The 24,700-nt window shown below is 58.7% G+C and carries 23 protein-coding genes; 7 read left to right on the forward strand and 16 right to left on the reverse strand.

Annotated elements, in window-relative coordinates:
• Window position 1 precedes the first annotated feature (1 nt).
• A complete protein-coding gene (locus ACTG1K_RS21300) occupies window positions 2-232 on the forward strand; it encodes a hypothetical protein (RefSeq protein ID WP_440006681.1) in 231 nt (76 codons plus the stop codon).
• 73 nt (window positions 233-305) lie between these two features.
• Here ACTG1K_RS21300 and brnQ (ACTG1K_RS21305) read toward each other — a convergent pair whose 3' ends face one another.
• The 3 genes from brnQ (ACTG1K_RS21305) to ACTG1K_RS21315 form a co-directional block, all read right to left on the reverse strand.
• Window positions 306-1,583, reverse strand: coding sequence for a branched-chain amino acid transport system II carrier protein (brnQ, locus tag ACTG1K_RS21305; RefSeq protein ID WP_440006841.1), 1,278 nt, complete (start codon window positions 1,581-1,583; stop codon window positions 306-308).
• Window positions 1,584-2,036: 453 nt separating this feature from the next.
• A complete protein-coding gene (gene brnQ, locus ACTG1K_RS21310; protein ID WP_005335813.1) occupies window positions 2,037-3,341 on the reverse strand; it encodes a branched-chain amino acid transport system II carrier protein in 1,305 nt (434 codons plus the stop codon).
• Between the two features lie 191 nt (window positions 3,342-3,532).
• Window positions 3,533-4,243 carry a tRNA1(Val) (adenine(37)-N6)-methyltransferase gene (locus ACTG1K_RS21315; protein ID WP_440006682.1) on the reverse strand — a complete coding sequence of 237 codons (711 nt, stop codon included), beginning with the start codon at window positions 4,241-4,243 and terminating at the stop codon, window positions 3,533-3,535.
• Window positions 4,244-4,362: 119 nt separating this feature from the next.
• On the opposite strand from ACTG1K_RS21315, the gene srmB reads away from it, so the two are divergent.
• Window positions 4,363-5,589, forward strand: coding sequence for an ATP-dependent RNA helicase SrmB (gene srmB / locus ACTG1K_RS21320; protein ID WP_421215736.1), 1,227 nt, complete (start codon window positions 4,363-4,365; stop codon window positions 5,587-5,589).
• A gap of 283 nt (window positions 5,590-5,872) precedes the next feature.
• Here srmB and ACTG1K_RS21325 read toward each other — a convergent pair whose 3' ends face one another.
• Genes ACTG1K_RS21325 through rnr form a run of 4 tightly spaced genes read right to left on the reverse strand, consistent with a single transcriptional unit; the run spans window position 5,873 to window position 10,099 of the window.
• Window positions 5,873-6,328 carry a GNAT family N-acetyltransferase gene (locus tag ACTG1K_RS21325; protein WP_440006684.1) on the reverse strand — a complete coding sequence of 152 codons (456 nt, stop codon included), beginning with the start codon at window positions 6,326-6,328 and terminating at the stop codon, window positions 5,873-5,875.
• A gap of 56 nt (window positions 6,329-6,384) precedes the next feature.
• On the reverse strand, window positions 6,385-6,957 hold the full coding sequence (locus tag ACTG1K_RS21330; RefSeq protein WP_108612042.1) for a Crp/Fnr family transcriptional regulator: 573 nt from the start codon (window positions 6,955-6,957) through the stop codon (window positions 6,385-6,387).
• A gap of 2 nt (window positions 6,958-6,959) precedes the next feature.
• Complete coding sequence (rlmB, locus tag ACTG1K_RS21335) at window positions 6,960-7,709, reverse strand: 23S rRNA (guanosine(2251)-2'-O)-methyltransferase RlmB (RefSeq protein WP_201953495.1); 750 nt, start codon at window positions 7,707-7,709, stop codon at window positions 6,960-6,962.
• A complete protein-coding gene (rnr, locus tag ACTG1K_RS21340; RefSeq protein WP_005354835.1) occupies window positions 7,706-10,099 on the reverse strand; it encodes a ribonuclease R in 2,394 nt (797 codons plus the stop codon). Before rnr ends, rlmB begins: the two co-directional genes overlap by 4 nt.
• Before the next feature lie 134 nt (window positions 10,100-10,233).
• On the opposite strand from rnr, the gene ACTG1K_RS21345 reads away from it, so the two are divergent.
• Window positions 10,234-11,256 (forward strand): GGDEF domain-containing protein, encoded by a 1,023-nt coding sequence (locus ACTG1K_RS21345; protein WP_019445736.1) that lies wholly within the window; start codon window positions 10,234-10,236, stop codon window positions 11,254-11,256.
• 130 nt (window positions 11,257-11,386) lie between these two features.
• Here the strand turns inward: ACTG1K_RS21345 and ompA are convergent, their stop codons facing one another.
• Both ompA and ACTG1K_RS21355 read right to left on the reverse strand, forming a co-directional pair.
• On the reverse strand, window positions 11,387-12,424 hold the full coding sequence (ompA, locus tag ACTG1K_RS21350; protein ID WP_005363030.1) for a porin OmpA: 1,038 nt from the start codon (window positions 12,422-12,424) through the stop codon (window positions 11,387-11,389).
• A gap of 266 nt (window positions 12,425-12,690) precedes the next feature.
• Window positions 12,691-13,728 carry an SGNH/GDSL hydrolase family protein gene (locus ACTG1K_RS21355; protein WP_042081581.1) on the reverse strand — a complete coding sequence of 346 codons (1,038 nt, stop codon included), beginning with the start codon at window positions 13,726-13,728 and terminating at the stop codon, window positions 12,691-12,693.
• Window positions 13,729-13,982: 254 nt separating this feature from the next.
• Between ACTG1K_RS21355 and ACTG1K_RS21360 the strand changes: the two genes are divergently transcribed.
• Window positions 13,983-14,369, forward strand: a complete 387-nt coding sequence (locus tag ACTG1K_RS21360; RefSeq protein WP_005335826.1) for a YgiW/YdeI family stress tolerance OB fold protein — start codon at window positions 13,983-13,985, stop codon at window positions 14,367-14,369.
• An 85-nt stretch (window positions 14,370-14,454) separates the two neighbouring features.
• On the opposite strand, the gene mltC is transcribed toward ACTG1K_RS21360, so the two are convergent.
• The 3 genes from mltC to mutY all read right to left on the reverse strand — a co-directional run bounded on the left by mltC (window position 14,455) and on the right by mutY (window position 17,008).
• Window positions 14,455-15,558, reverse strand: a complete 1,104-nt coding sequence (mltC, locus tag ACTG1K_RS21365) for a membrane-bound lytic murein transglycosylase MltC (protein WP_005354839.1) — start codon at window positions 15,556-15,558, stop codon at window positions 14,455-14,457.
• A 116-nt stretch (window positions 15,559-15,674) separates the two neighbouring features.
• A complete protein-coding gene (locus ACTG1K_RS21370; RefSeq protein WP_005335828.1) occupies window positions 15,675-15,947 on the reverse strand; it encodes an oxidative damage protection protein in 273 nt (90 codons plus the stop codon).
• 8 nt (window positions 15,948-15,955) lie between these two features.
• Window positions 15,956-17,008, reverse strand: a complete 1,053-nt coding sequence (gene mutY / locus ACTG1K_RS21375) for an A/G-specific adenine glycosylase (RefSeq protein WP_144714978.1) — start codon at window positions 17,006-17,008, stop codon at window positions 15,956-15,958.
• Window positions 17,009-17,245: 237 nt separating this feature from the next.
• Between mutY and ACTG1K_RS21380 the strand changes: the two genes are divergently transcribed.
• Window positions 17,246-18,484 carry a multifunctional CCA addition/repair protein gene (locus ACTG1K_RS21380; RefSeq protein WP_440006687.1) on the forward strand — a complete coding sequence of 413 codons (1,239 nt, stop codon included), beginning with the start codon at window positions 17,246-17,248 and terminating at the stop codon, window positions 18,482-18,484.
• Between the two features lie 118 nt (window positions 18,485-18,602).
• Here the strand turns inward: ACTG1K_RS21380 and ACTG1K_RS21385 are convergent, their stop codons facing one another.
• Together ACTG1K_RS21385 and ACTG1K_RS21390 are read right to left on the reverse strand one after the other, a co-directional pair.
• Window positions 18,603-20,201 carry a BCCT family transporter gene (locus ACTG1K_RS21385; RefSeq protein WP_440006689.1) on the reverse strand — a complete coding sequence of 533 codons (1,599 nt, stop codon included), beginning with the start codon at window positions 20,199-20,201 and terminating at the stop codon, window positions 18,603-18,605.
• Window positions 20,202-20,210: 9 nt separating this feature from the next.
• On the reverse strand, window positions 20,211-20,738 hold the full coding sequence (locus ACTG1K_RS21390) for a hypothetical protein (RefSeq protein WP_005335836.1): 528 nt from the start codon (window positions 20,736-20,738) through the stop codon (window positions 20,211-20,213).
• A 163-nt stretch (window positions 20,739-20,901) separates the two neighbouring features.
• On the opposite strand from ACTG1K_RS21390, the gene ACTG1K_RS21395 reads away from it, so the two are divergent.
• Window positions 20,902-21,381, forward strand: coding sequence for a MarR family winged helix-turn-helix transcriptional regulator (locus tag ACTG1K_RS21395; RefSeq protein WP_013723454.1), 480 nt, complete (start codon window positions 20,902-20,904; stop codon window positions 21,379-21,381).
• Window positions 21,382-21,452: 71 nt separating this feature from the next.
• Here the strand turns inward: ACTG1K_RS21395 and ACTG1K_RS21400 are convergent, their stop codons facing one another.
• Entirely contained in the window at window positions 21,453-22,034 is a 582-nt protein-coding gene (locus ACTG1K_RS21400) for a YjaG family protein (protein ID WP_005335839.1), read from the reverse strand.
• 162 nt (window positions 22,035-22,196) lie between these two features.
• Here ACTG1K_RS21400 and ACTG1K_RS21405 point away from each other — a divergent pair, with 162 nt between their 5' ends.
• A complete protein-coding gene (locus tag ACTG1K_RS21405) occupies window positions 22,197-23,141 on the forward strand; it encodes a D-2-hydroxyacid dehydrogenase (protein ID WP_005363043.1) in 945 nt (314 codons plus the stop codon).
• 71 nt (window positions 23,142-23,212) lie between these two features.
• On the opposite strand, the gene mepM is transcribed toward ACTG1K_RS21405, so the two are convergent.
• Entirely contained in the window at window positions 23,213-24,550 is a 1,338-nt protein-coding gene (mepM, locus tag ACTG1K_RS21410; RefSeq protein WP_042081590.1) for a murein DD-endopeptidase MepM, read from the reverse strand.
• Between the last annotated feature and the right edge of the window lie 150 nt (window positions 24,551-24,700).

Raw genomic sequence — 24,700 nt, forward strand, 5'->3', positions numbered from 1 at the left:
TATGTGGAAAGCATTGAAATGGATTTTCATCTGCTGGGCCCTGCTGTTGATCCTGTCGGACATTCAGATCAGCACCTCCCTCTACAAGTACGAAGATAACCGGGTGCTCATCAACTTCCCGCGCTGGGAAGCCAAGCAGCCCTGGGGCACCTTCGAGTGGCATGCCGGACGGGTACAAACCCACTGGTATGGTCTGGAGGGCAAACCCAAGCCGTCAGGCCCGCAAATCTGATCCGGTAACGGATCCGGCAGAAACAGAAGAGGCCAGCAGCTGCTGGCCTCTTTGCTATCTCGTTGATCCTGAATCAAGCAGCTTCGGCAGCCAGCTTACCGCTTGGTCGCACCAGGATGCCGACGATGCAGGCCAGCAGAGTCGGTAGCAGCCAGGCAAGCCCCTTGTCGAACAGCGGCAGGAAGGCAAAGCCGTCCATCGACATCCCGGCAGCCCCCAGCCCATCGAGGCAACCAAACAGAAAGGCGACCGTCAGCACGCCGCGAAACGCCAGCCGTGGCTGGGCAAACCATCCCTTGAGGAAGGTCACCAGCACCAGCGCGATGGCCACCGGATAGATGGCCACCAGCACCGGGATGGAGAGGCCGATCAATTCGCTCAACCCCACATTGGCCACCAGTGCACAGAGCGCCCCCAGCAGGATCACCCAGTTGCGATAGGCCCAACCTGTCAGGCCATGGAAGTAGTCGGCACCGGCACAGAGCAGGCCGACCGCACTGGTAAAACAAGCCAGGGTAATGATGGCCGCCAGAATAAACTGACCCGGTTGACCAAACAGACTCAGGACGTAGGCATTGACGATGGCGCCGCCGTTGCTGATATCGCTCGCCACCCCACTGGCGCTGTTGCCCAGCTGAAAGAGCGAGACATACACCGCCGACAACCCGACCGCCGAGATCAAGCCCGCAATGGTCAGATATTTGAACTGGCTGCGATAATCCTCGATCCCCTTCTGGCGCAACAAACCGATGATCAGGGCACCAAACATCAGGGAGGCCAAGGTATCCATGGTGTTGTACCCCTCCAGCATTCCTTTGGTAAGAGCCGCATCTATGTACTCACCGCTGGCATCAGGCATGGTGCCCTGCGGCGTCATAAAGACCCCGACCGCCAGAATAAGCAGCATCGCCATCAGGGCTGGGGTCAGATACTTGCCGACCGCATCGAGCAGCTTGCCCCGATCGAGCGCCACCAGGATCACCAGCGCAAAGAAACTCAGGGTGTAGATCAGCAGCCCCTCGTGACCGGCATCGCCGAGCCAGGGCTTGAGCCCCATCTCGTAGGCGACCAGACCGGTGCGGGGAATGGCAAAAGCAGGCCCCATGATGATATAGATGGCGATGGCCAGTGCCGTCGCCACTCCTGCGGGCAGATAGCGGGTCATTCCGGTCCAGCCACTCGCGCCGCCCCCCGAACTCCCCTTGGCCACCGCAATCAGGGTTATCAGCGGCAAGCCCACTGCCGTTAGCAAAAAGCCGCACATGGCGGCCAGCAGATGCTCACCGGCCATAAAACCGGCCAGCGGCGGAAAAATGATATTGCCAGCCCCCAGATAGAAGGCAAACGTCATAAACCCCAATCCGAATACGTCGGACAACTTCAATGATTTCGTCAAACTCAACCTCATCTGCCTTATCAGCTTGTTATTGATTGCACCCACTGCCTGGCAGATAACCGGTAACAATACCTCTCGCCCCCACACGGCCAGCGGACCGGATGAGGCGCACCACCTTTAGCATAAAGAAGAGGAGTTCGATCTCAATCACCAATTAATATCTTGAAACAATTTACCGCTGCGGAATTAATCGCCGAACAACTCGGCGCTCCATAAAGAGGTGTCACACGTAGGTATGAGAGGCCAGAAGAGGGGGACAGGTTATAGCGGCAAGATACGGCTGCTCAGATGCTATCTGCTCTGCGTACAGTGACAATTACGGCAGCAAAGCGAGGTGAGATGCGAGGCTCACAGAAAACAAAAGAGCCTGCACGGGGCAGGCTCTTGGCAATATCACATCGGGCGTGATCAGGCAGCTTCGGCAGCCATCTCGGTCGGACGCACCATCACGCCAACTACGCAGGCCAGCAGGGTCGGCATCAGCCAGGCGAGGCCCTTGTCGAACAGCGGCAGGAAGGCAAACGCATCCATCTTCATACCGGCAGCACCCAGACCATCCAGGCAACCAAACAGGAAGGCAACCATCAACACGCCACGGAACACCAGACGGGGACGGCCGAAATAACCCTTCAGGAAGGTGACCAGTACCAGCGCCACGGCAACGGGATAGATGGCAACCAGCACCGGAATGGAGAGGCTGATCAACTGGCTCAGACCCACGTTGGCCACCACGGCACAGATAACGCCCAGCAACACCACCAGCTTCTTGTAAGCCATACCGGTCAGATTGTGGAAGAAATCGGAACAGGCAGAGATCAGACCGACGGCAGTGGTAAAGCACGCCAGAGTGATGATGGCCGCCAGAATGAACTGACCCGGTTGACCAAACAGGCTCAGTACGTAGGCGTTGACGATGGCGCCACCATTGCTGACATCGGTCGCCACACCGGCTGCAGTGTTACCCAGCTGGAACAGGGAGACGTACACCACGCTCAGACCAACGGCAGAGATAAGGCCGGCAATGGCCAGATACTTGAACTGGCTCTTGTAATCGTTGATGCCTTTCTGGCGCAGCAGATCGACGATCAGGGCGCCAAACATCAGGGACGCCAGGGTGTCCATGGTGTTGTAGCCTTCCAGGATCCCTTTGACGAAGGGGCTGTTCTGATAGTCACCGGACGCATCAGGCATGGAGCCTTGCGGTGCTACGAATACACCGATCGCCAGAGTCAGCAGCAGCAGCATCAGTACCGGAGTCAGGTATTTGCCGATGGCGTCCATCAGCTTGCCCTGGTTCATGGAGACCAGAATGGCCACACCAAAGAAGATCACGGTATAGGCAGCCAGACCCGCTTGCCCCATGTCACCGATGAACGGCTTGAGGCCCATTTCATAGGCAACCAGACCGGTACGGGGCGCGGCAAAGGCCGGGCCTATGATGATATAGATGGCAACGGCCAGCGCAGTCGCGACACCGGCAGGCAGCAGTTTGGTCATGCCAGCCCAACCGTTACCGGCTTTCGCCACGGCCAGAATGGTCACCAAAGGCAGCCCCACGGCAGTGACCAGGAAGCCAAACATCGCCAGGGAGAGGTGCTCACCAGCCATGTAACCGGCCAACGGCGGGAAAATGATGTTACCGGCGCCCAGGTAGAAGGCGAAGGTCATAAACCCTAATCCGAGTACATCGGACAATGTGAGTGATTTCGTCAAGTTCAACCTCGTCTGTCTTGTAAATTATTGCTTGTTATAGTTTTTATCGGTCGCTGACCGGGTGTGTTCAGGGGGTATAAAAAAAGAGCCCCGCATGTTTTTTCATCGCAACCAGTGGTTTTAGCTGGTCTGGAGCGGGCGCTCGATCTGGAACCAGCATAATGGCGTGAAAAAATAGTTCAAGACGAAATTTACATCTTCAAATAGAAGGGGTTGGTCAGTTGGATATATCTGTCGGAATAGGCCCCATCAGCAGAATGGATCACAATTTCACCCCTCTCACACCTGTTTAATCCTCTGCCAAGTAGCAATAAAACACGATTTGCCTCTTTACCCTCTCTGGTGATAACAGCTGTATAACAAATGCCATGCAGATCATAATTCGCCGAAATGCATAAAATTTCATCGGCCATCGCCGTCGGCAGCACCAGCGCTACCTGCCCGTTCGGGCTCAGCAAACGATCGCAGGCCGCCAGTAATGCGTGGCTGTCGAGGGCGCCGGTATGGCGGGCCAACGCCCGCGCCGGATCGCTAAATGACTGGCCTGCCACGAAATAGGGAGGGTTGGAGACGACAAGATCGTAAGGGGCAGCCTGATAATCCTGAATGGCACTCTCTATGACGGTCACCCGACCGGCCCAGGGAGAGGCAGCCGCATTCTCCCGCGCCTGACTGGCCGCATTAATATCCAGCTCGACCGCATCAAGACGACAGTCAGATCTGCTGCGTTGGGCCAGCATCAGGGCGATCAGGCCGCTGCCGGTGCCGATATCGAGCACTCGACGCGCCTGTTCGACCGGCGCCCAGGCACCGAGCAAAATGCCATCGGTACCCACCTTCATGGCGCAGCGATCGTGATTGATATGGAACTGTTTGAAGGTAAATCCGCGACTACGTCCCATCTGGCCCCCGTCATCTGCAAAAATGGTGGGCGATTATAGCGGCTAAAACACACTCACCAATAGGAGCCGACGAGATAATCGCCTATAATCTGCCGTTTCCTTAATGACCGAGTATTGCCATGAGCCAGTCCTTTGATGATTTCGACCTGCACCCAGCCCTCAACCGGGCCTTGGCCGAGATGGGATTCACCCGCCCCACCACCATCCAGCAGATGGTGCTGGAGCCAGCCCTGGACGGCCGCGATATTCTGGCATCCGCACCGACCGGTACCGGCAAGACTGCCTCCTTCCTGCTGCCGGCACTCCAGCACCTGCTGGACTTCCCGCGCCGCAAGCCGGGCCCCTGCCGCATGCTGATCCTGACCCCGACCCGCGAGCTGGCTCTGCAGGTGACCGCCCACGCCAAGGCGCTGGCGGCTCACACCAACCTCAGCATCGAGACCATCATCGGCGGCGTCAGCCATGAAGAGCAGCTGCCTGCCCTGACCAAAACCACCGACATCGTGGTGGCCACCCCGGGCCGTCTGCTCGAGTACATCGAGAAAGAGGAGTTCGAGAGCCACGACATCGAAGTGCTGGTGCTGGATGAAGCGGACCGCATGCTGGACATGGGCTTTATCAAGGATGTGAACCGCATCGTGGCCGAAGCGCGCTACCGCAAGCACACCATGCTCTTCTCCGCCACTCTGGAAGGGGCCGGCCTTGAGAAGTTCGCCAGCGAAATTCTGAAAGATCCGGTGGAGCTGCACGCCGAGCCGCCGCGCAGCGAGCGTCGCCCCATCACCCAGTGGATCCATCTGGCCGATGACGCAGCCCACAAACTGGCGCTGCTGACCCACATCCTGAAAAACCCGGAAACCCAGAAGGCGATCATCTTCGTCAAGACCCGCGAGCGTCTGGCGGAGCTCTCCGGCCAGCTGCAGGCGGCAGGCATCTCCTGCGCCTGGATCCGTGGCGAGATGGAGCAGAGCAAGCGTATCGAGTCGATCCGCAAGTTCCACGAAGGTGAAGTGCCCTTCCTCATCGCCACCGACGTCGCCGCCCGCGGCATCGACCTGCCGAACGTCAGCCATGTCATCAACTACGACATGCCCTACGGCGCCGATGTCTACGTCCACCGGATCGGCCGTACCGGCCGCGCCGGCAACCGCGGCTGTGCCATCAGCCTAGTGGAAGCGCACGACATGGCGATGGTCGCCAAGATCGAACGCTACACCGAAGAGCGCCTCAAGCGCCGGGTGATCGACGAGCTGCGCCCCAAACATAAAGAGGCGCGGGTGCCGGTGAAGAAGAAAAAGCCGGCCGATGGCAAGAAGAAAGCGACCAAGAAGAAAAAGAAGAAGTGATCGCCTAGCGATAAAGAGAAGGGCCATCCCGCGGGATGGCCCTTCTGCATTCTGTGCATCAGGCAAATCGGAGCCGTGTTACTTAGGGCCGCCACCGCCGTTGCAGGGCTATTTGCAGCCAGAACGGCTCACTATAAATTTAATTTATGGGTTTTAGGGGGATGACCTAACCAAAACTTATAGTGAACCTCATCCGATCATCAGGGCATGAATCTGCCCGTCAGGCGCCCTGCGGAGCCATCGCCCGATCCGGGCAACGAATCACGCGAATGCTGCCGGCCTGTCAGGCCACCGTCTTGCGCATGCCGATATGAGGGATATCGTCCTCGACATACCCCTCCCCCACAGCCACAAAACCGTGCTGGCCGTAGAAGCCCTGCAGATGGGCCTGCGCCCCCAGCCAGATGCTGTGGGTCGGCCAGCGCGCCTCGCACGCCTTGACCGCTTCGCTGATCAGCTTATGACCAAGACCACCGCCACGCGCCTTGGGCGAGGTCACCACCCGACCGATGGCGGCGCCGCTCTCGTCGCCGATGCCGGGCGCCATGATCCGCGCATAGGCGGCCAGCAGATCGCCCTGATAGCCGAGCAGGTGCCAGACCCCCTCGCGGCGATCGAGCCCGTCCAGATCCTGAAAGGGGCAGGTCTGCTCCACCACGAACACCTCGGCCCGCAGCGCCAGCAACTCATACAACTCGTCAGTGGTCAGTTCAGACCAGGGTTTCAGGATCCAGTTCATCGGCAACTCCTTATCAGTTCGGCCTGCCAGCATAATCGTGGCGCCAGCGCCCTGCATTAACCTTTGTTAAGTTCTTTCAGCCGTTTGCGAATGCGGCTCAGGCTGATCGGAGTTATGCCGAGATAGGCGGCGATCTGGTGGTCGGGCACTCTGGCATCGAGTGCGGGAAAGCTGTCGAGAAAGTGCTGGTAGCGCGCCTGCGGGCTGCCGGTGAGCAGCAACTGCTCCTTCTCCTCCTTGATGCGCAACTGCACCTCCAGCAGGTGCTGGTACCAGCGCGGCCAGCCGGGCAACTGGCGCAAGTCGGCCAGACTGAACAGCTGCAGACGGCAGGGCTCCAGCGCCTCCACGCTGTAGCGGGCTGGCTCGCCACTAAGCAGGTGGTGGAAGTCGAGAAACTCGTCCCCCTCCCAGTAGAACTCCTTGATGTACTCGCGGCCATCCTCCAGCACCAGCTTGGCCCGCAGCAGCCCCTGCTCCACCCTGACCAACAGATCCGGGCTGTCGCCAGCATGCCAGAGGCAGCTTTTCGGGCTGAGGGTCAGCGGGCGGGCAAAAGAGAGGAGGCGCGCGGCCTCCTCTTTATCTGCGACCTGCGCCCAATCGAAGGGGGGTCTGTCAGTCAGCATGATTAACCGCGACGCTGACGCACGGCTTCAAACAGGCAGACGCCGGTCGCCACCGAGACGTTGAGGCTGGATACCGCCCCCGCCATCGGGATGCTCACCAGCTCGTCGCAATGTTCGCGGGTCAGACGGCGCATGCCTTTACCTTCAGCTCCCATCACCAGCGCCATCGGGCCGGTCAGTTTGGCCTGATAGAGGTCGTGATCGGCCTCGCCAGCGGTACCGACAATCCAGACTCCGCGCTCCTGTAATTCGCGCAGGGTGCGGGCCAGGTTGGTGACCTGAATGAGCGGCACCACTTCGGCCGCGCCACAGGCGACCTTGCGCACGATCGGGGTGAGACCCGTGGCCTTGTCCCGCGGCACGATCACCGCATGAGCCCCGGCAGCATCGGCGCTGCGCAGGCAGGCGCCGAGGTTGTGCGGATCGGTCACGCCATCCAGCACCAGCAGGAAGGGCTGGCTCTGTTGTGCCGCCAGCTCGTCCAGCAGGCTGGCCAGATCGTGCTCGGCGAGCTTCGGCGCCTCTTTCACCCGAGCCATGATGCCCTGGTGATTGTTGCCTTCCGCTTTATCGTCGAGAGTCTTGCGGTTCACGCTCTGCACCTTGAGACCGAGGGATTCCAGCTCGTTCAGCAGGGGTTGCAGCCGGTCGTCATCCCGCCCCTTCAGCGCCCATACCTCGATGAAACGCTCGGGTGTGCGCTCCAGCAGCGCAGATACAGCGTGAATGCCGTAGATCAGTTCAGTGCTCATTTAGTGCTCTTGGCCTTATCGCGAGCCTTTTTGCTCGGTCGTCTGTTGCTGGGTTTGGCGCGGCCACCCTTGTCGGATTTGCCGTGATCCTTGCCCTCTTTACGTTTTTCGTGGCGCTGGGCGCTCTTGGCCTTCTCTTTCTTGATCTCGGCCTGCTTGCGCGCCATCTCTTTCGCGTTCTTGCCGGTGGCCTTGAGCGGCTCTTCCACCATCACGAAGTCGATCTTGCGATCGTCCAGGTTCACGCCCATCACCTTGACGCGCACCTTGTCGCCCAGACGGTAGCGACGGCGGAAGTTCTCGCCAATCAGCTGCATGTGCAGGGGATCAAATTGGTAGTAGTCGTTGGTGAGGGTGCTGACGTGCACCAGACCATCGATGTGGATCTCCGCCAGACGCACGAAGAAGCCAAAGCCGGTAACGCTGGCGATAACGCCGTCAAACTCGTCACCCACGTGATCCAGCATGTACTCGCACTTGAGCCAGTCGGCCACGTCGCGGGTCGCATCGTCGGCACGGCGCTCGGTCATGGAGCAGTGCTCGCCCATCGGGTCCACTTCTTCCAGTTGGTAGTGATAACCACCGCTCGGGGTCCACTTGTGGCGCAGGTTGCCCTGCTGCTCCTTGGCAGTCTGGTACTTGATCGCCCGGTGCAGGATCAGGTCTGGGTAGCGACGGATCGGCGAGGTGAAGTGCGCGTAGGACTTCAGGGCCAGACCGAAGTGACCGATGTTGTCGGCCTGATAGATGGCCTGACGCATGGAGCGCAGCAGCATGGTGGAGAGCAGCTCCGCATCCGGGCGCCCTTCAAACTTGGCAGCCAGCTCGGCAAAGTCTTTCGGCTCGGGCTCGAGACCGCCTTTGAGCTCCAGACCCAGTTCGGCCAGGAAATCGCGGAAACCGGTCAGACGCTCTTCGCCAGGACGATCGTGTACCCGGAACAGGGCAAAGGCTTCGTTCTTCTCGATGTAACGGGCAGCAGCCACGTTCGCCTGGATCATGCACTCTTCGATGATCTTGTGGGCATCGTTGCGCACCAGCGGCACGATGCGGTCGATCTTGCGCTGGGCGTTGAAGATGAAGCGGGTCTCCTCGCTCTCGAACTCCACCGCGCCACGCTGGTGACGGGCATGCTTGAGCGCCTTGTAGAGGTTGTTCAGCTCTTCGATGTGGCCCACCAGCGGATCATACTGCTGGCGCAACTTGGGATCGCCATCGAGGATCGCGGCAACCTTGGTGTAGGTCAGACGGGCGTGAGAGTTCATTACCGCTTCGTAGAACTTGTAGCCGGACATGCGGCCAGCGGCGGAGATGGTCATCTCGCACACCATGCAGAGACGGTCAACTTGCGGGTTGAGCGAGCAGAGGCCATTGGAGAGCACCTCCGGCAGCATGGGCACCACGAACTCGGGGAAGTAGACGGAGTTGCCGCGCTGATAGGCTTCGGCATCCAGCGCCGTGCCAGGCTTCACATAGGCGGAGACGTCAGCAATGGCAACCCACAGGCGCCAGCCGCCACCACGCTTGGCTTCACAGAAGACGGCGTCATCGAAGTCACGGGCATCTTCCCCGTCGATGGTCACCAGCGGCAGGGCACGCAGGTCGATGCGACCCTCTTTGGCCTTCTCCGGCACCTGTTCGCCGAGACCGGCAACCTCTTTGGTCACCTCTTCCGGCCAGGTGTGCGGGATACCGTGGGTACGCAGGGCAATTTCGATCTCCATGCCCGGCGCCATATTCTCGCCCAGCACTTCCAGTACGGTGCCGACGGCATTGATGCGGGAGGTGGCGCGCTGATTGATGCGCACAACCACGACCTGGCTCTGGCGAGCCCCTTTGTTTTCCCCTTCCGGGATGATGATGTCCTGGCCAATACGGCTGTCATCCGGCACCACGAAACCAACGCCATTCTCGACGAAGTAACGGCCGACAATGTCTGCCTCACGGGACTTGAGCAGGCGCACCAGACGCGCTTCCTGACGACCCTTGCGGTCGATCTCGGTCGGCTGCACCAGCACGTAATCGCCATGCATCAGGCGCTGCATCTCTCGGTTGTTCAGATACAGATCCGGACCACCACCTTCCGGACGCAGAAAACCGAAGCCATCCTTGTGGCCGATTACATAACCTTTGACCAGATTCAGGCGATCCGGCAGGGCATAACATTGGTTGCGAGTGAATACCAGTTGTCCATCACGCTCCATGGCGCGCAGACGACGACGCAAGGCTTCCAACGGCTCTTCATCTTTCAGCTTGAGGACCTTGGCCAACTCTTCACGGGACATGGGCTTTTCATGGCCCTTGATGAGTTCCAGGATCAACTCGCGACTGGCGATGGGGTTATCGTATTTTTCGGCCTCGCGTTCGAGGAAAGGATCTTTTTGAGACATAAGCAGGCCTTAGGGTAGGTGGTAACGGTGCCATTATATCGGAGGGGGGGGCGAATGGCATCCATCGGCTGCCTTTTGGCCAATCTCTCTGTCATACTATCTTCAGTTCGCTGGCATGATGAGACACAGAACTCATGAGTAAGGACACATTTGCCCAATCCGCTGCCTATCTCAAACAGGCGGTCCCTTTGATGATCAAGTACCAGATCCCCACGACGCCGGACAATTACCACCTGTGGTACAACTATGTCTCGGCCAGCATGCCCGAGCTCAACCAGGCGATTGATCAGGCAGTCAAAATGCAGGGAACCTGCTCGCTCACCACCTGCGAGCGGCTCTATCACCAGTATCTGGCCGCTCAGGACGAGAAGCAGATGGAGGCGATGAAACTGAGCCTCGCCGCCATGGCCAATGAGCTCGGCCACTCCATGCAGGACGCCATCTCCGATACCGGCATGTTTCAGGAGATGCTCGACAAGAGTTTTGACAAGCTCAGCCGCATTGATGACGAGGGCTTCAGCCTGGAAGACACCATGGGGATCCTGCGGGAGCTGGTGCGCGAATCACGGGACGTGCGCATGTCCACCATGCACTTTCGCAACCAGCTCAGCAATGCGGAGAAAGAGATCAAGGAGCTGCGGGCGGCGCTCAACGAGACACGCAAACTGGCCAACGAAGATGCCCTCACCAACCTGCTCAACCGCCGCGCCTTCGATCTGGAGCTGGAGGGGTTGATCCGCAGCCAGCACCCCTTCTCGCTGATCCTCGCCGATATCGATCGCTTCAAGAACTTCAACGACGAATATGGGCACCTGCTCGGCGATCAGGTGCTACGCGCCTTCAGCAAACGGCTGCGCGATGCCTGCAAGGAGGGGGTCACCGCCTATCGGCTGGGTGGGGAGGAGTTCGCCATGCTGGTCCCCCATCGCTCGCTGGCGCTGGCCAGACAGATGGCGGAGAGCATGCGCCGCGCCATCGAGCGGATGTCGATTCTGGATCGCAAATCGGGCCGCCGCATCGACCACATCACAGCCTCGTTTGGCGTGGGCGAGTTCAACGGTCAGGAGAGCGCAGACTGTCTGGTCGAACGTACCGACAAGCTGCTCTACAAGGCCAAGGAGCTAGGACGCAACCGGGTGATGCCGCTCCCTTCCTGATTTGTCCCCTGCCCGACCGCAATGCCAATGTAAAAAGCCAGTCAGATCAACTGACTGGCTTTTTGGTCTCTCTTGCTCCGACAGGGGCTGTTCATTCCAGCCCCAGTGGAACTCTGCTCAGTGTGAAGGATTACTCCTGCACCTCGCTAACACCTTCGACTTTCACATCAACACGGCGATCCGGAGCCAGGCAGACGATCAGCTCACGCTTGGACTTGCTGACGCAGCTGTCGCCGGTAACCGGTGAGGATTTACCACGCCCTTCCACATTGATCTTGGCGGCCGGAATCCCTTTACCAACCAGATAGTTGGCAACAGTCTGGGCACGCTGCTCAGAGAGCTTCTGGTTGTAGGCATCGGAACCGATACGGTCGGTGTGACCAATTACGGTTGCCACGCCATCTTTGGGCCGTGCTTCTTCAATCTGGCTATAGAGGCTATCCAGTGCCTGACTGGCCTCTGGCTTGAGAGTCGCCTTGTTGAAGTCAAACAGCACATCGGAGCTCAGGGTAAACTGCTTCTCAACCATCACAGGTGCAGGAGCCGGTTCCGGGGCCGGGGCGGGCGCCACAGGGGCAACCTGACCAAAGCGATAAACCGCTGCCAGCGAGAGCAGGCCGTTATCCATTCTCAAACCGGTATCATCACGACTGCCATACGGGGTGGTGTACTGATACTCCAGGCGAGCTGCCCAGTCGAGGTTGAATGCATACTCGGCACCCAGTGCTCCGACCATGACAAAGCGGCTGTCATCTTTGTAGACATCGCTCTTGGTGTCAGCCCAGCCATAACCGCCACCGACACGACCATACAGATCCAGATTATCGGTAACCGGGAAGCCCAGTTTCAGGGTCAGTTGAGCCAGCTGTGCTTTCACTTCATCACTGAAAGCGCCTGCCGCCGTAGTGGCATCGTATTTGTAATTGCCCAGATAATCGTAACCCAGCTCCAGTCCCAGATTCTGGTTGATCTGATAACCGCCAAACACGCCTGCACCCAAGGCATCGTTGGTCTCATTGCCAAGGGTCAGGGCATTGCTTTCATCAATGCCGTAGAAGTTGGACCAACCCAGTTTGGCACCGCCATACCAGGTGTTGTCCTGACCGGCAGCCTGGGCATTGGCCGCCAGCAAGCCGGTAACCAGCAAGGTAATCAATGATTTTTTCATGTTTGAGCCTCTGCAACTTTATGTAGGAGGAGGTTGATTGATATCACCTCGTCTTATAGGTGCAACCACCCAAAAGCGATCGCAGCATATCAACGTTAGCCTATTTTCAAGTCACTGATATCAATTAACAAAAAACACTCTAACGCAACCACGTTACAAAAACAGCAACAAACGTTTGTTATTTGAACTGGATGTGACGCAAAAAGACGCACAGATGAGGGCTGAAAGGGGAAAAAAGGCCAGCAACATGCTGGCCCGAAGCGATATCAGTGACGAACAAACTCGTAGTGCTGATCGATAAAGTCAGCAACACGCTGGCTCAGTACCTTGTGCACCGTCCTGGTCGGATGGACCTGATCCCAGAACATATGCTCATCGCAGTTGAGAGTCGCTGCTCGCCCTTTTGCCTGCCCGCTCACCACCGCCTGCGCCAGGATCGGGTTACCAGCAATAGCCACTCTTTCGGAGACACTCAAAGCCGGGGTCGCAGCCACCTCCGCGGCGCTGCCGGAGAACGGCTTCCATGTATAGCCACCACCGTAGCAGGCGTGTTCTGTGTCACTCAGCCCGAACTGCTGAGGATCGCGCATCATCTCGTCAAACTGCTTGTCCACTTCGAACAGCTTCACGATGCCAAGGGGAGCCAGCTCGCGAGTGAGGTTCTGCAACTTCTGGTTGTGGTAGCTGGCCACATGGCGTACCTTCTCCACCACCTTCATGCTGCGGGCTGACGGGGTCTGCCCCAGATCAGGAATGTTGAACAGCAGGATCTGCTGCGCGCCGTTGAGCACCAACCGGTTGGATGCCAGCCGGATGGTATCGATCACCCGATCCGCATCCCGCTCGGTGTTCCAGCCATAGGCCAGATAGTCGTTGGCACCGACCCAGATCACCACCAGATCATCGGGGCGGAACTTGTCCTTTTTCAGGAACTGATCGATCTCGTAATCGAGGTTGTTGATCACCTGATATTTGGGATCCCAGGACCAGAAACCGAGCCAGCCGTTCAGAGCCCCCAGATGGTTATAGGCCACCGCGGTCGCACCGCCTTCCGCCTCGTTGGCCACGACCAGACCGGGAAAACGCTCGTCACCCAACTGCTCCAGCCACACCGGGCCGTTGCTGAAACGCCCGTTGAAGTAGGGTGGGCTGGAGGGGAGATACCCCCGCATCTTCTTGTACATCTTGCCGGTGTCGGAGAGGCTGTCACCAAACATCACGACCCGGGAAAAAGGTTGGCGTCCCTCTGCCGCTTGCGCGGTCAATGCCATTAACCCCAATAAACAAACAAGCCATTTTTTCATATTGTTATGCTCTTCGATTAAGCAGGTGAGACCTGCGGACTTCTCCTCGAGTGGCGACAGGCATGGGAAGAGTCTGCTGCCACTGATTTCTGGTGAAGGCGACAGATTACAGTTCCAGATGAAATCACACATGTTCCGCCACCGATGAAATCGCTTGCGCTCACAAAACAGACAATCACACCGGCCTATTTCTTTCACGCTTGTTTCACATCTCCCCCGGCACAATGCCCCCATACCAACGACAGGAGTATGAAATGAACAAGGCAAGCGCAAGCGTAATCGGACTGTTGACCCTGATGTCTGTCTCCTCTTTTGCCATGGCGGCCTATACCGGCCCGCAGGAGCAGAACAAGGTTTCCGTTGCTCAGCTGAAAGATCTGGCCGATGACAGCTGGGCCACCCTGGAAGGGAAACTGGTCAAGCACCTGGGCGGCGAGAACTATCTGTTCCGCGATGCCAGCGGTGAAGTGGAGGTCGAAGTGGATCAGGATGTGTGGCGTGGCACCGAAGTGGGCCCGGATGATCAGATCCGTATCCGTGGTGAAGTGGACCACAGCTGGAACAAGACCGAAGTGGAAGTCAAAACCCTGGAGAAAGTGGGCGCTGCCCCGCAGACCAAGGGCGGCTTTATTGCCAAATAAGGCCACTTCAACGACGAACTGGCCAGACGTTAAAAGGGCGCTTGATATCAAGCGCCCTTTTGCATGGTTAACCCAGCGTCACCGCTTAACCGGCCCGACTTGCAAAGGCTCTCTTGAACCCCTTCTCGGCCTGATTGACCTTGTAGAGGTAACGGCGCGCCTCCTCTTTGGGATGTTGCTCGGTCAACACCTGATAGACCGCCTCTGGGGAGAGCCGGTTGATCCGGCCCGGCGCCGCCTTGCGATCGCTGGAGAAGGTATTGAGTACCCCGCCCGCACCACCGTTATAGGCGGAGATCACCGCATAGCGACGGGAGCGCGGATCCTGAATATCCGCCAGATAGACGGTCTGCAACAGGTGCAGATAGGCGGTACCAACATCGATGTTGTAGGCCGGGTTGAACAGCTCCTCCCGGGTCGGCTGGCCGTTCTTGCCCTTGACCCGAACATAGACGTCACGACCGGCGGTAGCCGGGATCACCTGCATCAGGCCATAAGCGTTGGCATGGCTCACCGCATAGGGGTTGAAGCTGCTCTCGGTCTTGATCACCGCATAGATCAGGCTCTCCGGCACGCCGTATTTGCGCGACGCCTCCCGGATGATCCCCGCATACTTGTAGCCCCGTCGATCTTCATGGTTGGCCACCATGGGAATATCGACGAAGAAGATGGTGCGAATCCCCAAAGTGCGCTTCTTCATCGCCGTGTTGAGCAGGTAATCGGCATAACGCTCGGCGCGCCAGGAGGCGCGGATTGGCTGGCGCTGATTGTCCAGCACCTGACCGTAGAGGAAGGGCTCGCCGCCGGTCAGAATTTCCCGGTCGGAGTAAAGATCCACTTCGGCCGGATCGTCCGGCGTCAGCAGGGTCTCGATGATGGCGCGACGCAGGTGAGCGCGGGGATCGATGCCCGAGACCGTCTCCACCATGATGTGGCCGCTGGAGAAGTCGATGTGGGCCCGGCTCTTGTACTGATCCGTGTATTTTACGTAGTCAAACTTGCCCGCAAACAGCGCCTCCCGCCCCCATATCTCGTTCACGTTATGGGAGAGCGCGCTGATCATGTGTTCAAAACCGCGGATGTCCTTGCCGTTGACCAGATCGTCATCCTCACTCCCGCTGGGCTTGGGGGAAGATGAGCAGGCAGAGAGAAACAGCAGGGTGCACAGCAGCCAAAAAATTCGGCCCATAGGATCCTCAAACCGGGCAGCAGAGCTGCCCATCATTCATTTGCTGCGACTTCAGGAGCGGTCACGCCAGTGTGGCGCCATTCCCGCACCTGTTCACACGTAAACAGCCGGAGAGCTTACTGGGCAGGCGGGGTGTAACCTTCGATCTGCACTTCACCTGCATCAAACAGGTAGCTGACCATCTCTTTTTCCAGCAGTTGGCGATGCTCAAGATTCATCATGTTGAGCTTTTTCTCGTTGATCAGCATCACCTGCTTCTTCTGCCACTCGGCCCAGGCTTCCTTGCTGATGTTGTCAAAAATCCGCTTGCCGAGCTCACCGGGATAGAGTTGGAAATCCAGACCCGGGCCCTCTTTTTTCAGGCGTTGGCAAAATACAGTACGGCTCATGTTGACCTCTATGGTTGTAACTCTGGATAGCCGAGCAGACGGGCCGTGGCGGCCGCCAGCCCCACCTCGGCAGGATGGCGTAAGTTATACCAGAGTCGGTTATCTGCTTCCATGAGCCGCAGCGGCTGCGCCTCATCAATGTCAATCAGCAGCGGCTGAATATCGAGATGGAAGTGGCTGAAGGTATGGCGAAAACCGGCCAGTTCCCGATAACCGTGATGGCTCAGGCCGAGGGACGCCAGCAGACCATCCACCTCCGCCAGCGAAGCAACCTGCGGGAAGCAGTAGAGCCCGCCCCAGATCCCCTGTGGCGGCCGCTTCTCCAGCAGCAACTCATCGCCATGGCGGATCAACAACATGACGCCATCGCGGGCCGGAATGCTCTTCTTGGGCTTGCTGTTGGGATAAGCGGTAGGCTTGCCTTGCGACAGCCCCTGGCAATCGGCCCGCACCGGACAGCGATCACAGGCAGGCTTGCTGCGGGTGCAGATCGTCGCCCCGATATCCATCATCGCCTGGTTGTAGTGCGCCACACCCAGCTTGGGGGTCAGCCGGATGGCGATCTCCCACAGCTCGTTCTCCACCGGTTTCAGGCCGGGCCAGCCCGGCAAGGCCAGCCAGCGGGTGAGCACCCGCTTCACGTTGCCATCAAGGATGGCGTGGGGCTGACCGAGGGAGAGCGACAACACGGCCCCGGCGGTTGAACGGCCAATCCCCGGCAGCGCCATCACCTCGTCAAAACTCTCGGGAAAGAGACCATGGTGGTGATCGCGGATCTGCTGGGCCGCCTTGTGCAGGTTGCGGGCCCGGGCGTAGTAGCCAAGCCCGGTCCAGTGGTGCAGCACCTCGTCGACAGGGGCATCGGCCAGCGCCACCACATCGGGGAAGCGCGCCATAAAACGCTGGTAATAGGGGATGACTGTGGCGACCTGGGTCTGCTGCAGCATGATCTCCGAGACCCAGACCCGGTAAGGGGTCTTCTCCTGCTGCCAGGGCAGGGTTTTGCGGCCATGAAGCTCGTACCACTCCAGAACCCGGCTTGCGAAGGTTGATTGATTCACGTTGTTCTCATGTCGTTGATATAAGGGGAACTCTGCGGTTCCTTCGGCTCATCTGGCCTGCGCGGGCATAAAGTCATCCCACAACACAGCGCCAGCTGTCTGGTGCGGCAGCGTAAGGCCTCGTCACGCCCAAGTCAAAGCCGCGCTGACTGGCGCTGCGGGCAGGTGGTGCTCAGGCAGCAAAGCGGTAACAAAGACGATATACTCGGCCCCACGATTGATGACGGGAGAGACGGTTTGCAGACTTATCTGGTTGGGGGCGCAGTGCGGGATCGCCTGCTGGGATTGCCGCTGGGCGACAGGGATCATCTGGTGGTCGGCGCCACCGTGGAGCAGATGCTGGCGCTGGGCTTTACCCAGGTCGGTCGCGACTTTCCCGTGTTTCTTCACCCCAAAACCCAGCAGGAGTATGCCCTCGCCCGTACCGAGCGCAAACAGGGTCAGGGCTACACCGGCTTTATCTGCCACGCAGCCCCCGATGTGACGCTGGAACAGGATCTGCTGCGCCGGGATCTCACCATCAACGCCATCGCCGAAGATGATCAGGGCCAGCTCCACGATCCCTACGGTGGCATCGAGGATTTGGAAAAACGGCTGCTGCGCCACGTTTCCCCCGCCTTTGCCGAAGATCCGCTGCGCATCCTGCGGGTCGCCCGCTTCGCCGCCCGCTTCCACGCTCAGGGCTTTACCATAGCGCCGGAAACTCTCGCCCTGATGAGCGAGATGACGGCCGCTGGCGAGCTGGCCCACCTCACGCCGGAGCGGGTCTGGAAGGAGCTGGAAAAAGTGCTGCTGGGGCCGACCCCGCAGATCTTTATCGAGGTGCTGCGCCAGTGCGGCGCCCTCAAGGCACTCTTCCCCGAAATCGACGCTCTGTTCGGCGTTCCCGCCCCGGCCAAGTGGCACCCGGAGATCGACACCGGCATCCACACCCTGATGGTGCTGGAGCAGGCGTGCCGGATCTCCCCGGAATTGACCGTCCGCTTTGCCGCCCTCTGCCACGACCTTGGCAAGGGAGTAACCCCCAAGGAGTTCTGGCCAAGCCATCACGGTCATGGCCAGAAAGGGCTGCCGCTTATTCGCGCCCTGTGCGAGCGGTTCCGGGTTCCCAACGAGTGCCGGGATCTGGCGCTGCTGGTGAGCGATCTGCACACCCACATCCATATCGCCTTTGAGCTCAAGCCCGCAACCCTGCTCAAGGTGTTCGACAAGGCGGATGCCTGGCGCCGCCCCGAGCGCTTTGCTCAGTTGCTGGATGCCTGCCGCGCCGACTTCCACGGCCGTACCGGTTTCGAGGAGCGGGTCTACGCCGAGCCGGACTATGTGGCCGAAGCGCTGGCTGCCGCCCAAGCGGTGCCGGTGAAAGAGATAGTGGCAGCCGGTTTCAAAGGGGAAGAGATCAAGGAGCAGCTGGCCAAAAAGCGGACCGATGCCATCAGCCGCATCAAGGATGAGTGGACCTTTATCGAAGAGTAACCTCGGCCCCATAACAGACGGCCGCCCTGATGATGAGCTCCGCAAGGAGAGCATCGCCAGGGCGGCCGTTTTCCATCCAGATTGATATGTGAGGGGGTGCTAACCCCTGCTGATGCGGTTATGCGGGACCAATTCGCTCCATCAGGCTCATATGGGATGAGCCATCGTGGCGCTTGAGGTTCTGACGATACTCAAACTGGCGCTGGCTCTCCTGCTTGAGCCCCAGCATCAGCGAATAGCACATCGCCAACATGATCACCGAGAAGGGCAGCGCGGCTATGATGCTGGCCGCCTGCAAGGCTGCCAGGCCGCCGGAGACCAGCAGGATAGCGGCAACCAGCCCCTGCCCCAGACCCCATACGGCGCGGTGCAGTACCGGCGGCTCCTGATCACCGATGGAGAGCAGGGTCGTAATCACGAGCGTGCCCGAGTCACTGGAGGTGATGAAGTAGGTGCAGATGAGCAGGGTCAACACGGCCTTGGCGATCCAGCCGAATGTATCCCAGTGCAGCAGCTCGACCGTCTGGTAGAGCGCCAGCGTCACATCCTGATTGACCGCAGCGACCACGCCACCACCGCCAAACAGCTCCAGATTCATCGCCGTACCGCCAAACACCGTGAGCCAGAACATGCCGAGCAGCGAGGGTACCAGCAGCACACCGAGCACAAACTCGCGAATGGTACGCCCCTTGGAGATGCGGGCGATAAACATGCCGACAAACGGCGCCCATGCAATCCACCAACCCCAGTAAAACGCCGTCCAGCTCGACTGCCAGGCCGAAGTGCCGTTGGCCTCGGTGTTGGTCCAGAAGCTCAGTTTGACGATGTTCTGCAGGTAATCACCGATGTTCTGTACATAGGCGTTGAGGATATAGGTAGTCGGCCCCAGCACCAGAAAGAGCGCGAGCACGAAAACACTCAGCCAGATATTGAGCTCGGAGAGGAGCTTCACTCCGCGCCCGACCCCGGAAACCGCCGAGAGGGTGGCGATCAGGCTGATGCCGCCAATCAGCCAGAGCTGGTTGGACTGCGATACGTCCATACCGAACATCTGGTTGAGGCCGGTATTCATCTGGGAGACCCCCAGTCCAAGGGAGGTCGCCACCCCGAACACGGTGCCGAACACCGCCAGCACATCGGCCGCATGGCCCCAGAAACCGTAAATCCGCTCGCCGAGGATGGGGTAAAGCACGGAGCGAATAGCCAGCGGCAACTTGCGCCGGTAGCTGAAAAAGGCCAGCGATAGGCCAACGATCACATAGATGGCCCAGGGGTGCAGACCCCAATGGAAAAAGGTGAGGCGCATGGCGATCTGGGCCGCTTCCGGGGTCATCCCTTCGGTAATGAACGGATTGCCCTGCAGATGGTTCATCGGCTCGGCGATGCTCCAGAACACCAGACCGATCCCCATGCCCGCGCTAAAGAGCATGGAGAACCAGGCGAAGTAGCCGAACTCCGGTACCTGGTCGTCGTCACCCAGCCGGATGCTGCCAAAACGGCTGAACATCAAGTAGACAGCGAAGAACAGGAACAGGGCGACCACCAGAATGTAGTACCACTTGAACCCGGCAATAATCTGATCCTTGGCACCGACAAACCAGGCGGCCGCGGTATCGGGAACAAATACGCCAAACAGCAAAAACAGGGTGATCACGGTGAGGGCCGTCATGGCCATGGTGGGGTTGAGGCCTTTCAATAGCCCTTTGCTTGCTCGCATCCAGCCTCCTTAGTCGTTGTTGAAAAAGTCTTCGCCCACATGATCACCGGCCCCGCCGATGGCGCGATAGACCAGTTTGCCGGCCGCCTGTTCGCGGTGATCCACCAGCGAAACCGAAGGCTGGCCATTCACCGCGTGACGCTTGCCAAGGAAGATGGCCATGGGGACGCCCAGATTGGAGATACCGCTGGTGATCCAGAGGCGGTTGAAGTCGTAAGAGCCACCGATGAACTCCAGCTGTGCCAGGCCGGTATCGAGGCCGGTCAGATAGAAGTTCATGGCACTTTCGTCAGGAAAGAGGTGCACCAGCACATAAGCGTAGCGCAATTCGTTCACCAACTCCTTTAGGTTGAAAGTACCTGTCTCACTGCAAGAGAGGGGTAACTCACCATCATAGTGGTGTACCTTGAGGTTGTTGGGGTCTTCATCATAGGCAGGCTGATAGCGCACGAAAGCCGAGGTATCCGGCAGTTCATAGCGCACTCTGACCACACGTAACTCGGCCACCAGAGACTTGATATCCAGCTCGTCATTCATCATTTCGCTCCTCAAATGTCAGGGTGAATTCCGTGAAATGCCCGTCAACCTAACACAAAATTAGTTAGAGCAGAAATTATTACAGCAAAAACCATATTGACCTTGTGACGAATTAGGCGGAAAATTTTGCCCCTCTCCATAGCCCTCCAATGACGCACACCCCATGGAAAAACATGATGAAGTGCTGGTCGCCCTGCGCCAGATTATTCGTGCCATCGACATGCACTCCAGGCGCTTGATCAAAGAAGCCGGGCTCACCTCCCCGCAACTCTTGCTGCTCAAAGGGATCGACGAGCTGGGACAGATCTCCATGCGTCAGCTGGCCGATCACACCAACATGAGCCAGGCCACCGCCACCACCATCATGGACCGATTGGAGAGCCGTCAGCTGGTGCAGCGCGTTCGCAGCAATACCGACAAGCGCAAGGTTCACGCGACACTGACTGACGCAGGCCGCGCCCTGCTGGCTCAGGCCCCGACCCCGCTGCAAGAGCGCTTCATCCAGCGTTTTCAAGCGCTGGAAGCGTGGGAGCAGACGCTGCTGCTCTCTTCCCTGCAACGCATCTCCTCTATGATGAATGCAGACGAAATCGACGCCGCCCCAGTGCTGAGCGTCAGACCCCTCACCGAAGAGCAGGCATAAGCTGCTGAACAATTTCAGGCATAAAAAAAGCTCCCGAACGGGAGCTTTGTTCTATCAGGGGCCGTAGAGGATTACTCTTCCAGGCTGATCCCGATATTGGAGACGCCATCCTGAGAGGCGAATACTCTGATGGCCAGAATACGATCGCTGTCGCGCTCATGGGCAACCCGCTTGAGCAGTTCAACCTGGAACTCCAGCTCGGCTTCCATGTACTCGTGCTCGTAGAGCTCCTCTTCGGTCAGATCCCGCTCTTCCAGCAGCTCGATAAAACCGGCCACAGTACCGACTGAGGCATGACTGGCATCGTTGGCCTCTTCGCCAACCCGGCAGATCACCGAGTTATAGGCGCAGCCCAGCGCAACACAGGCATCAAGCGCCGGATAGGCACCGTAGGATTCAAACTTGCGGGGATCCGGAATGTGAGACTCGAACTCTTCGAGAATGGCCCCCAGATTGACCCGGGATCCCTTGACGGTGAGGTAGACCCACATCTGATCCAGCGCATGCCGGAAAGCGCCAGCATTGCCAAAGCCGGAGGCCTGACAGAACAGGGCATAGTTGGGGTACATGCGCTCTGCCAGCGCCAGGGTGTAGACGGTCTGTTGCCAAGGCTGTAGCTCGGCCAGTCGCTTATAAAACTTGTCACCAAACACTGGAGTCGGATCCTTTGCAAAATGTGGGGCAGATTGTAGCCCACGAGGGGCGTGGCGAAAACGAAAAAGCGCCCTGGTCGGCTATGTTGCGATATGAAGTCAGGTAAGATGGGACGAGAGCGGCATCTTGTTGCGCCGCAAATTCTGATAAGGAACAAGAGTATGAGCCAACGTACCCTTCTTTTGCTCAGCCAGGATAATGCTCACTACGAACGGCTGCTCAAGGCCGCCAACCTCCCCCATCTGCGCATTCTGCGAGCCGATAACCAGAGCGATGCCGAAAAACTGATCGGCGAAGCCCATATTCTGATGGCCGAACCGGCCCGCGCCAAACCGCTGCTGCCCAAAGCCAACAAGCTGAGCTGGTTCCAGTCCACCTATGCGGGAGTCGATGTGCTGCTCGACCCTGACAGTCGCCGTGATTATCAGCTCACCAATGTCCGCGGCATCTTCGGCCCGCTGATGAGCGAGTATGTCTTTGGTCATCTGCTCAGCCTGATGCGCCAAATTCCCCTTTATCGGGAACAGCAGAAACAGCGACTGTGGCAAAGCCACCCCTATCAGGGCCTCAAGGGGCGCACCATGCTGATCCTGGGGACCGGCAGCATTGGCCAGCATATCGCCCACACCGGCAAACATTTTGGCATGAAGGTGCTGGGCATCAGCCGCAGCGGTCGGGAGCGGGCCGGGTTTGATCAGGTTTATCAGCTACCGGCGCTCAACAAGATGCTGGCGCAGGCCGATGTCATCGTCAGCGTGCTGCCAGCCACCCGCGATACCCGTCATCTGTTCAATGCAGCCCGCTTCGAACACTGCAAACCGGGCGCCATCCTGTTCAACGTTGGCCGCGGCAGCGCCGTTCACTCTGGCGATCTGCTCACTGCACTGCGTACCGGCAAGCTGGCGATGGCGGTGCTGGATGTGTTCGAGCAGGAGCCGCTGCCTGCCGACAGTCCACTGTGGGGCCAACCCAACCTCATCGTCACCCCCCACAACAGCGCCTACAGCTTCCCGGATGATGTGGCCCAGATCTTTGTGCGCAACTACATCCGCTTTATCGATGGCCAGCCACTGGATGGCAAGATCGACTTCGACAAGGGTTACTAACCCTCACGGCGCAGGTAAAAAGGCCCCACCAATCTGGCGGGGCCTTTCATTTCAGGCTGTGACGACAGGAATCAACCCGCAGCCAGCTCCTTGCGGTAGCTCTTCACCTTGGCAAGGAACTGACGACGCTCCTTGCCGCTGAGCGGTTCAGCCATCGGCAGCTTGGCGGTCATGGCATTGACCGGGCGGTTGTTGATCCGCAGCTCGTAGTGCAGGTGAGCACCGGTCGAGCGACCTGTGTTGCCGGAGAGGCCGATCTTGTCGCCCATCTTCACTCGCTGACCAGTTTTGACCAGCAGCTTGCTCAGGTGCAGATAACGAGTAGAGAGAGTACGGCCATGCTTGATGACGATATAGGTACCCGCCAGCGGGTGGCTGGTTGCCTTCTGGACGACACCATCGCCGGTCGCCAGCACTGGCGTGCCCACCGGCACCGCGAAGTCGGTGCCCTCGTGAGGACGCACCATACCGGTTACCGGATGTTTGCGCGCCGGGTTGAAATTGGAGCTGATCCGATAGCGGCTGTGGGTCGGGTAGCGGCGGAATCCGCGCTCCAGACTGTTGCCCTGACCGTCGTAGTAGTTGCCGTCATCGGAGAGCCAGGCCGACACCGTCTTGCCCTGGCTGGTCACTTCCACACCCAGCAGCTGGCTGTTACCAGTGCTCTTGCCTTCCACCGTCTCCTGGCGTACCAGCACTTTGAACTTGTCGCCCTTCTGCAGATCCTTGGCGAAATTCATTCGCCACTGGAACAGGTTGGCAATTTTCTGGATATGGTTGGCCGGAATCCCCGCATTGCGGGCACTGACATAGAAGCTGCCGTTGATCACGCCGTTGTAACGCTGCGGTTGCCACTCGACCTTCTCATTGATCATGGAGGCGGTATAGGCATCGTCGCTGCGCGCCATCACCAGCGTCTGCTTGATGTTCAGGCGGATTTTGAGCTGCTGCAGGATGTTGTCCTGATCGATCAGCAGCTCGATATTCTGGCCCGGCTTGAGGCGCGCCAGATAATTCTTGTTGTCCGCGTCCAGCACCTTGTAGAGGGTGGTGGTGGAGAGACCGAGATTGTTAAAAATGGCGGTCAGGTTTTCGCCGTTGCGGACCCGGTAATCCTGCCACTGGGGGGTGGTGTCAACCGGGATGTCGTCATCCGGCGCACTCTGATCAACCAGTTCGTGATCGGGGATTTCGTTAAAGTCGGTGTTGTTTTCGTTGGTTGCCGTACCTGCGGTATCAATGGGCAACTCAAGACGCAGCGGCCGCTCGAGGATGTCACCCGGAGCTGGCAATAATGCCACTGCTGACAGGGTCATGGCCGTCAGCATCAGCATGGCGTAAAAGTGTTTGCGGGGAACCGGTGGTTCCCAATTGGCAGCCTGTACTACCAAGGGACGGAGACGTTTCATCCGCTATCCTGTATTTAGATCTAAAGAGTGTGAGTTGCGATGTCAGTTGTGACAAAACCGTATAAAACTGTTTGTTGGACACAAATAGTTACAAATAGTTCATCACAATCTGCATGAACCTCACATTTTATGCATAACCCGCCCGGATGG

Origin of the sequence: Aeromonas sp. 102P (genome assembly GCF_051920345.1) — a bacterium.
GTDB lineage: Bacteria > Pseudomonadota > Gammaproteobacteria > Enterobacterales > Aeromonadaceae > Aeromonas > Aeromonas veronii.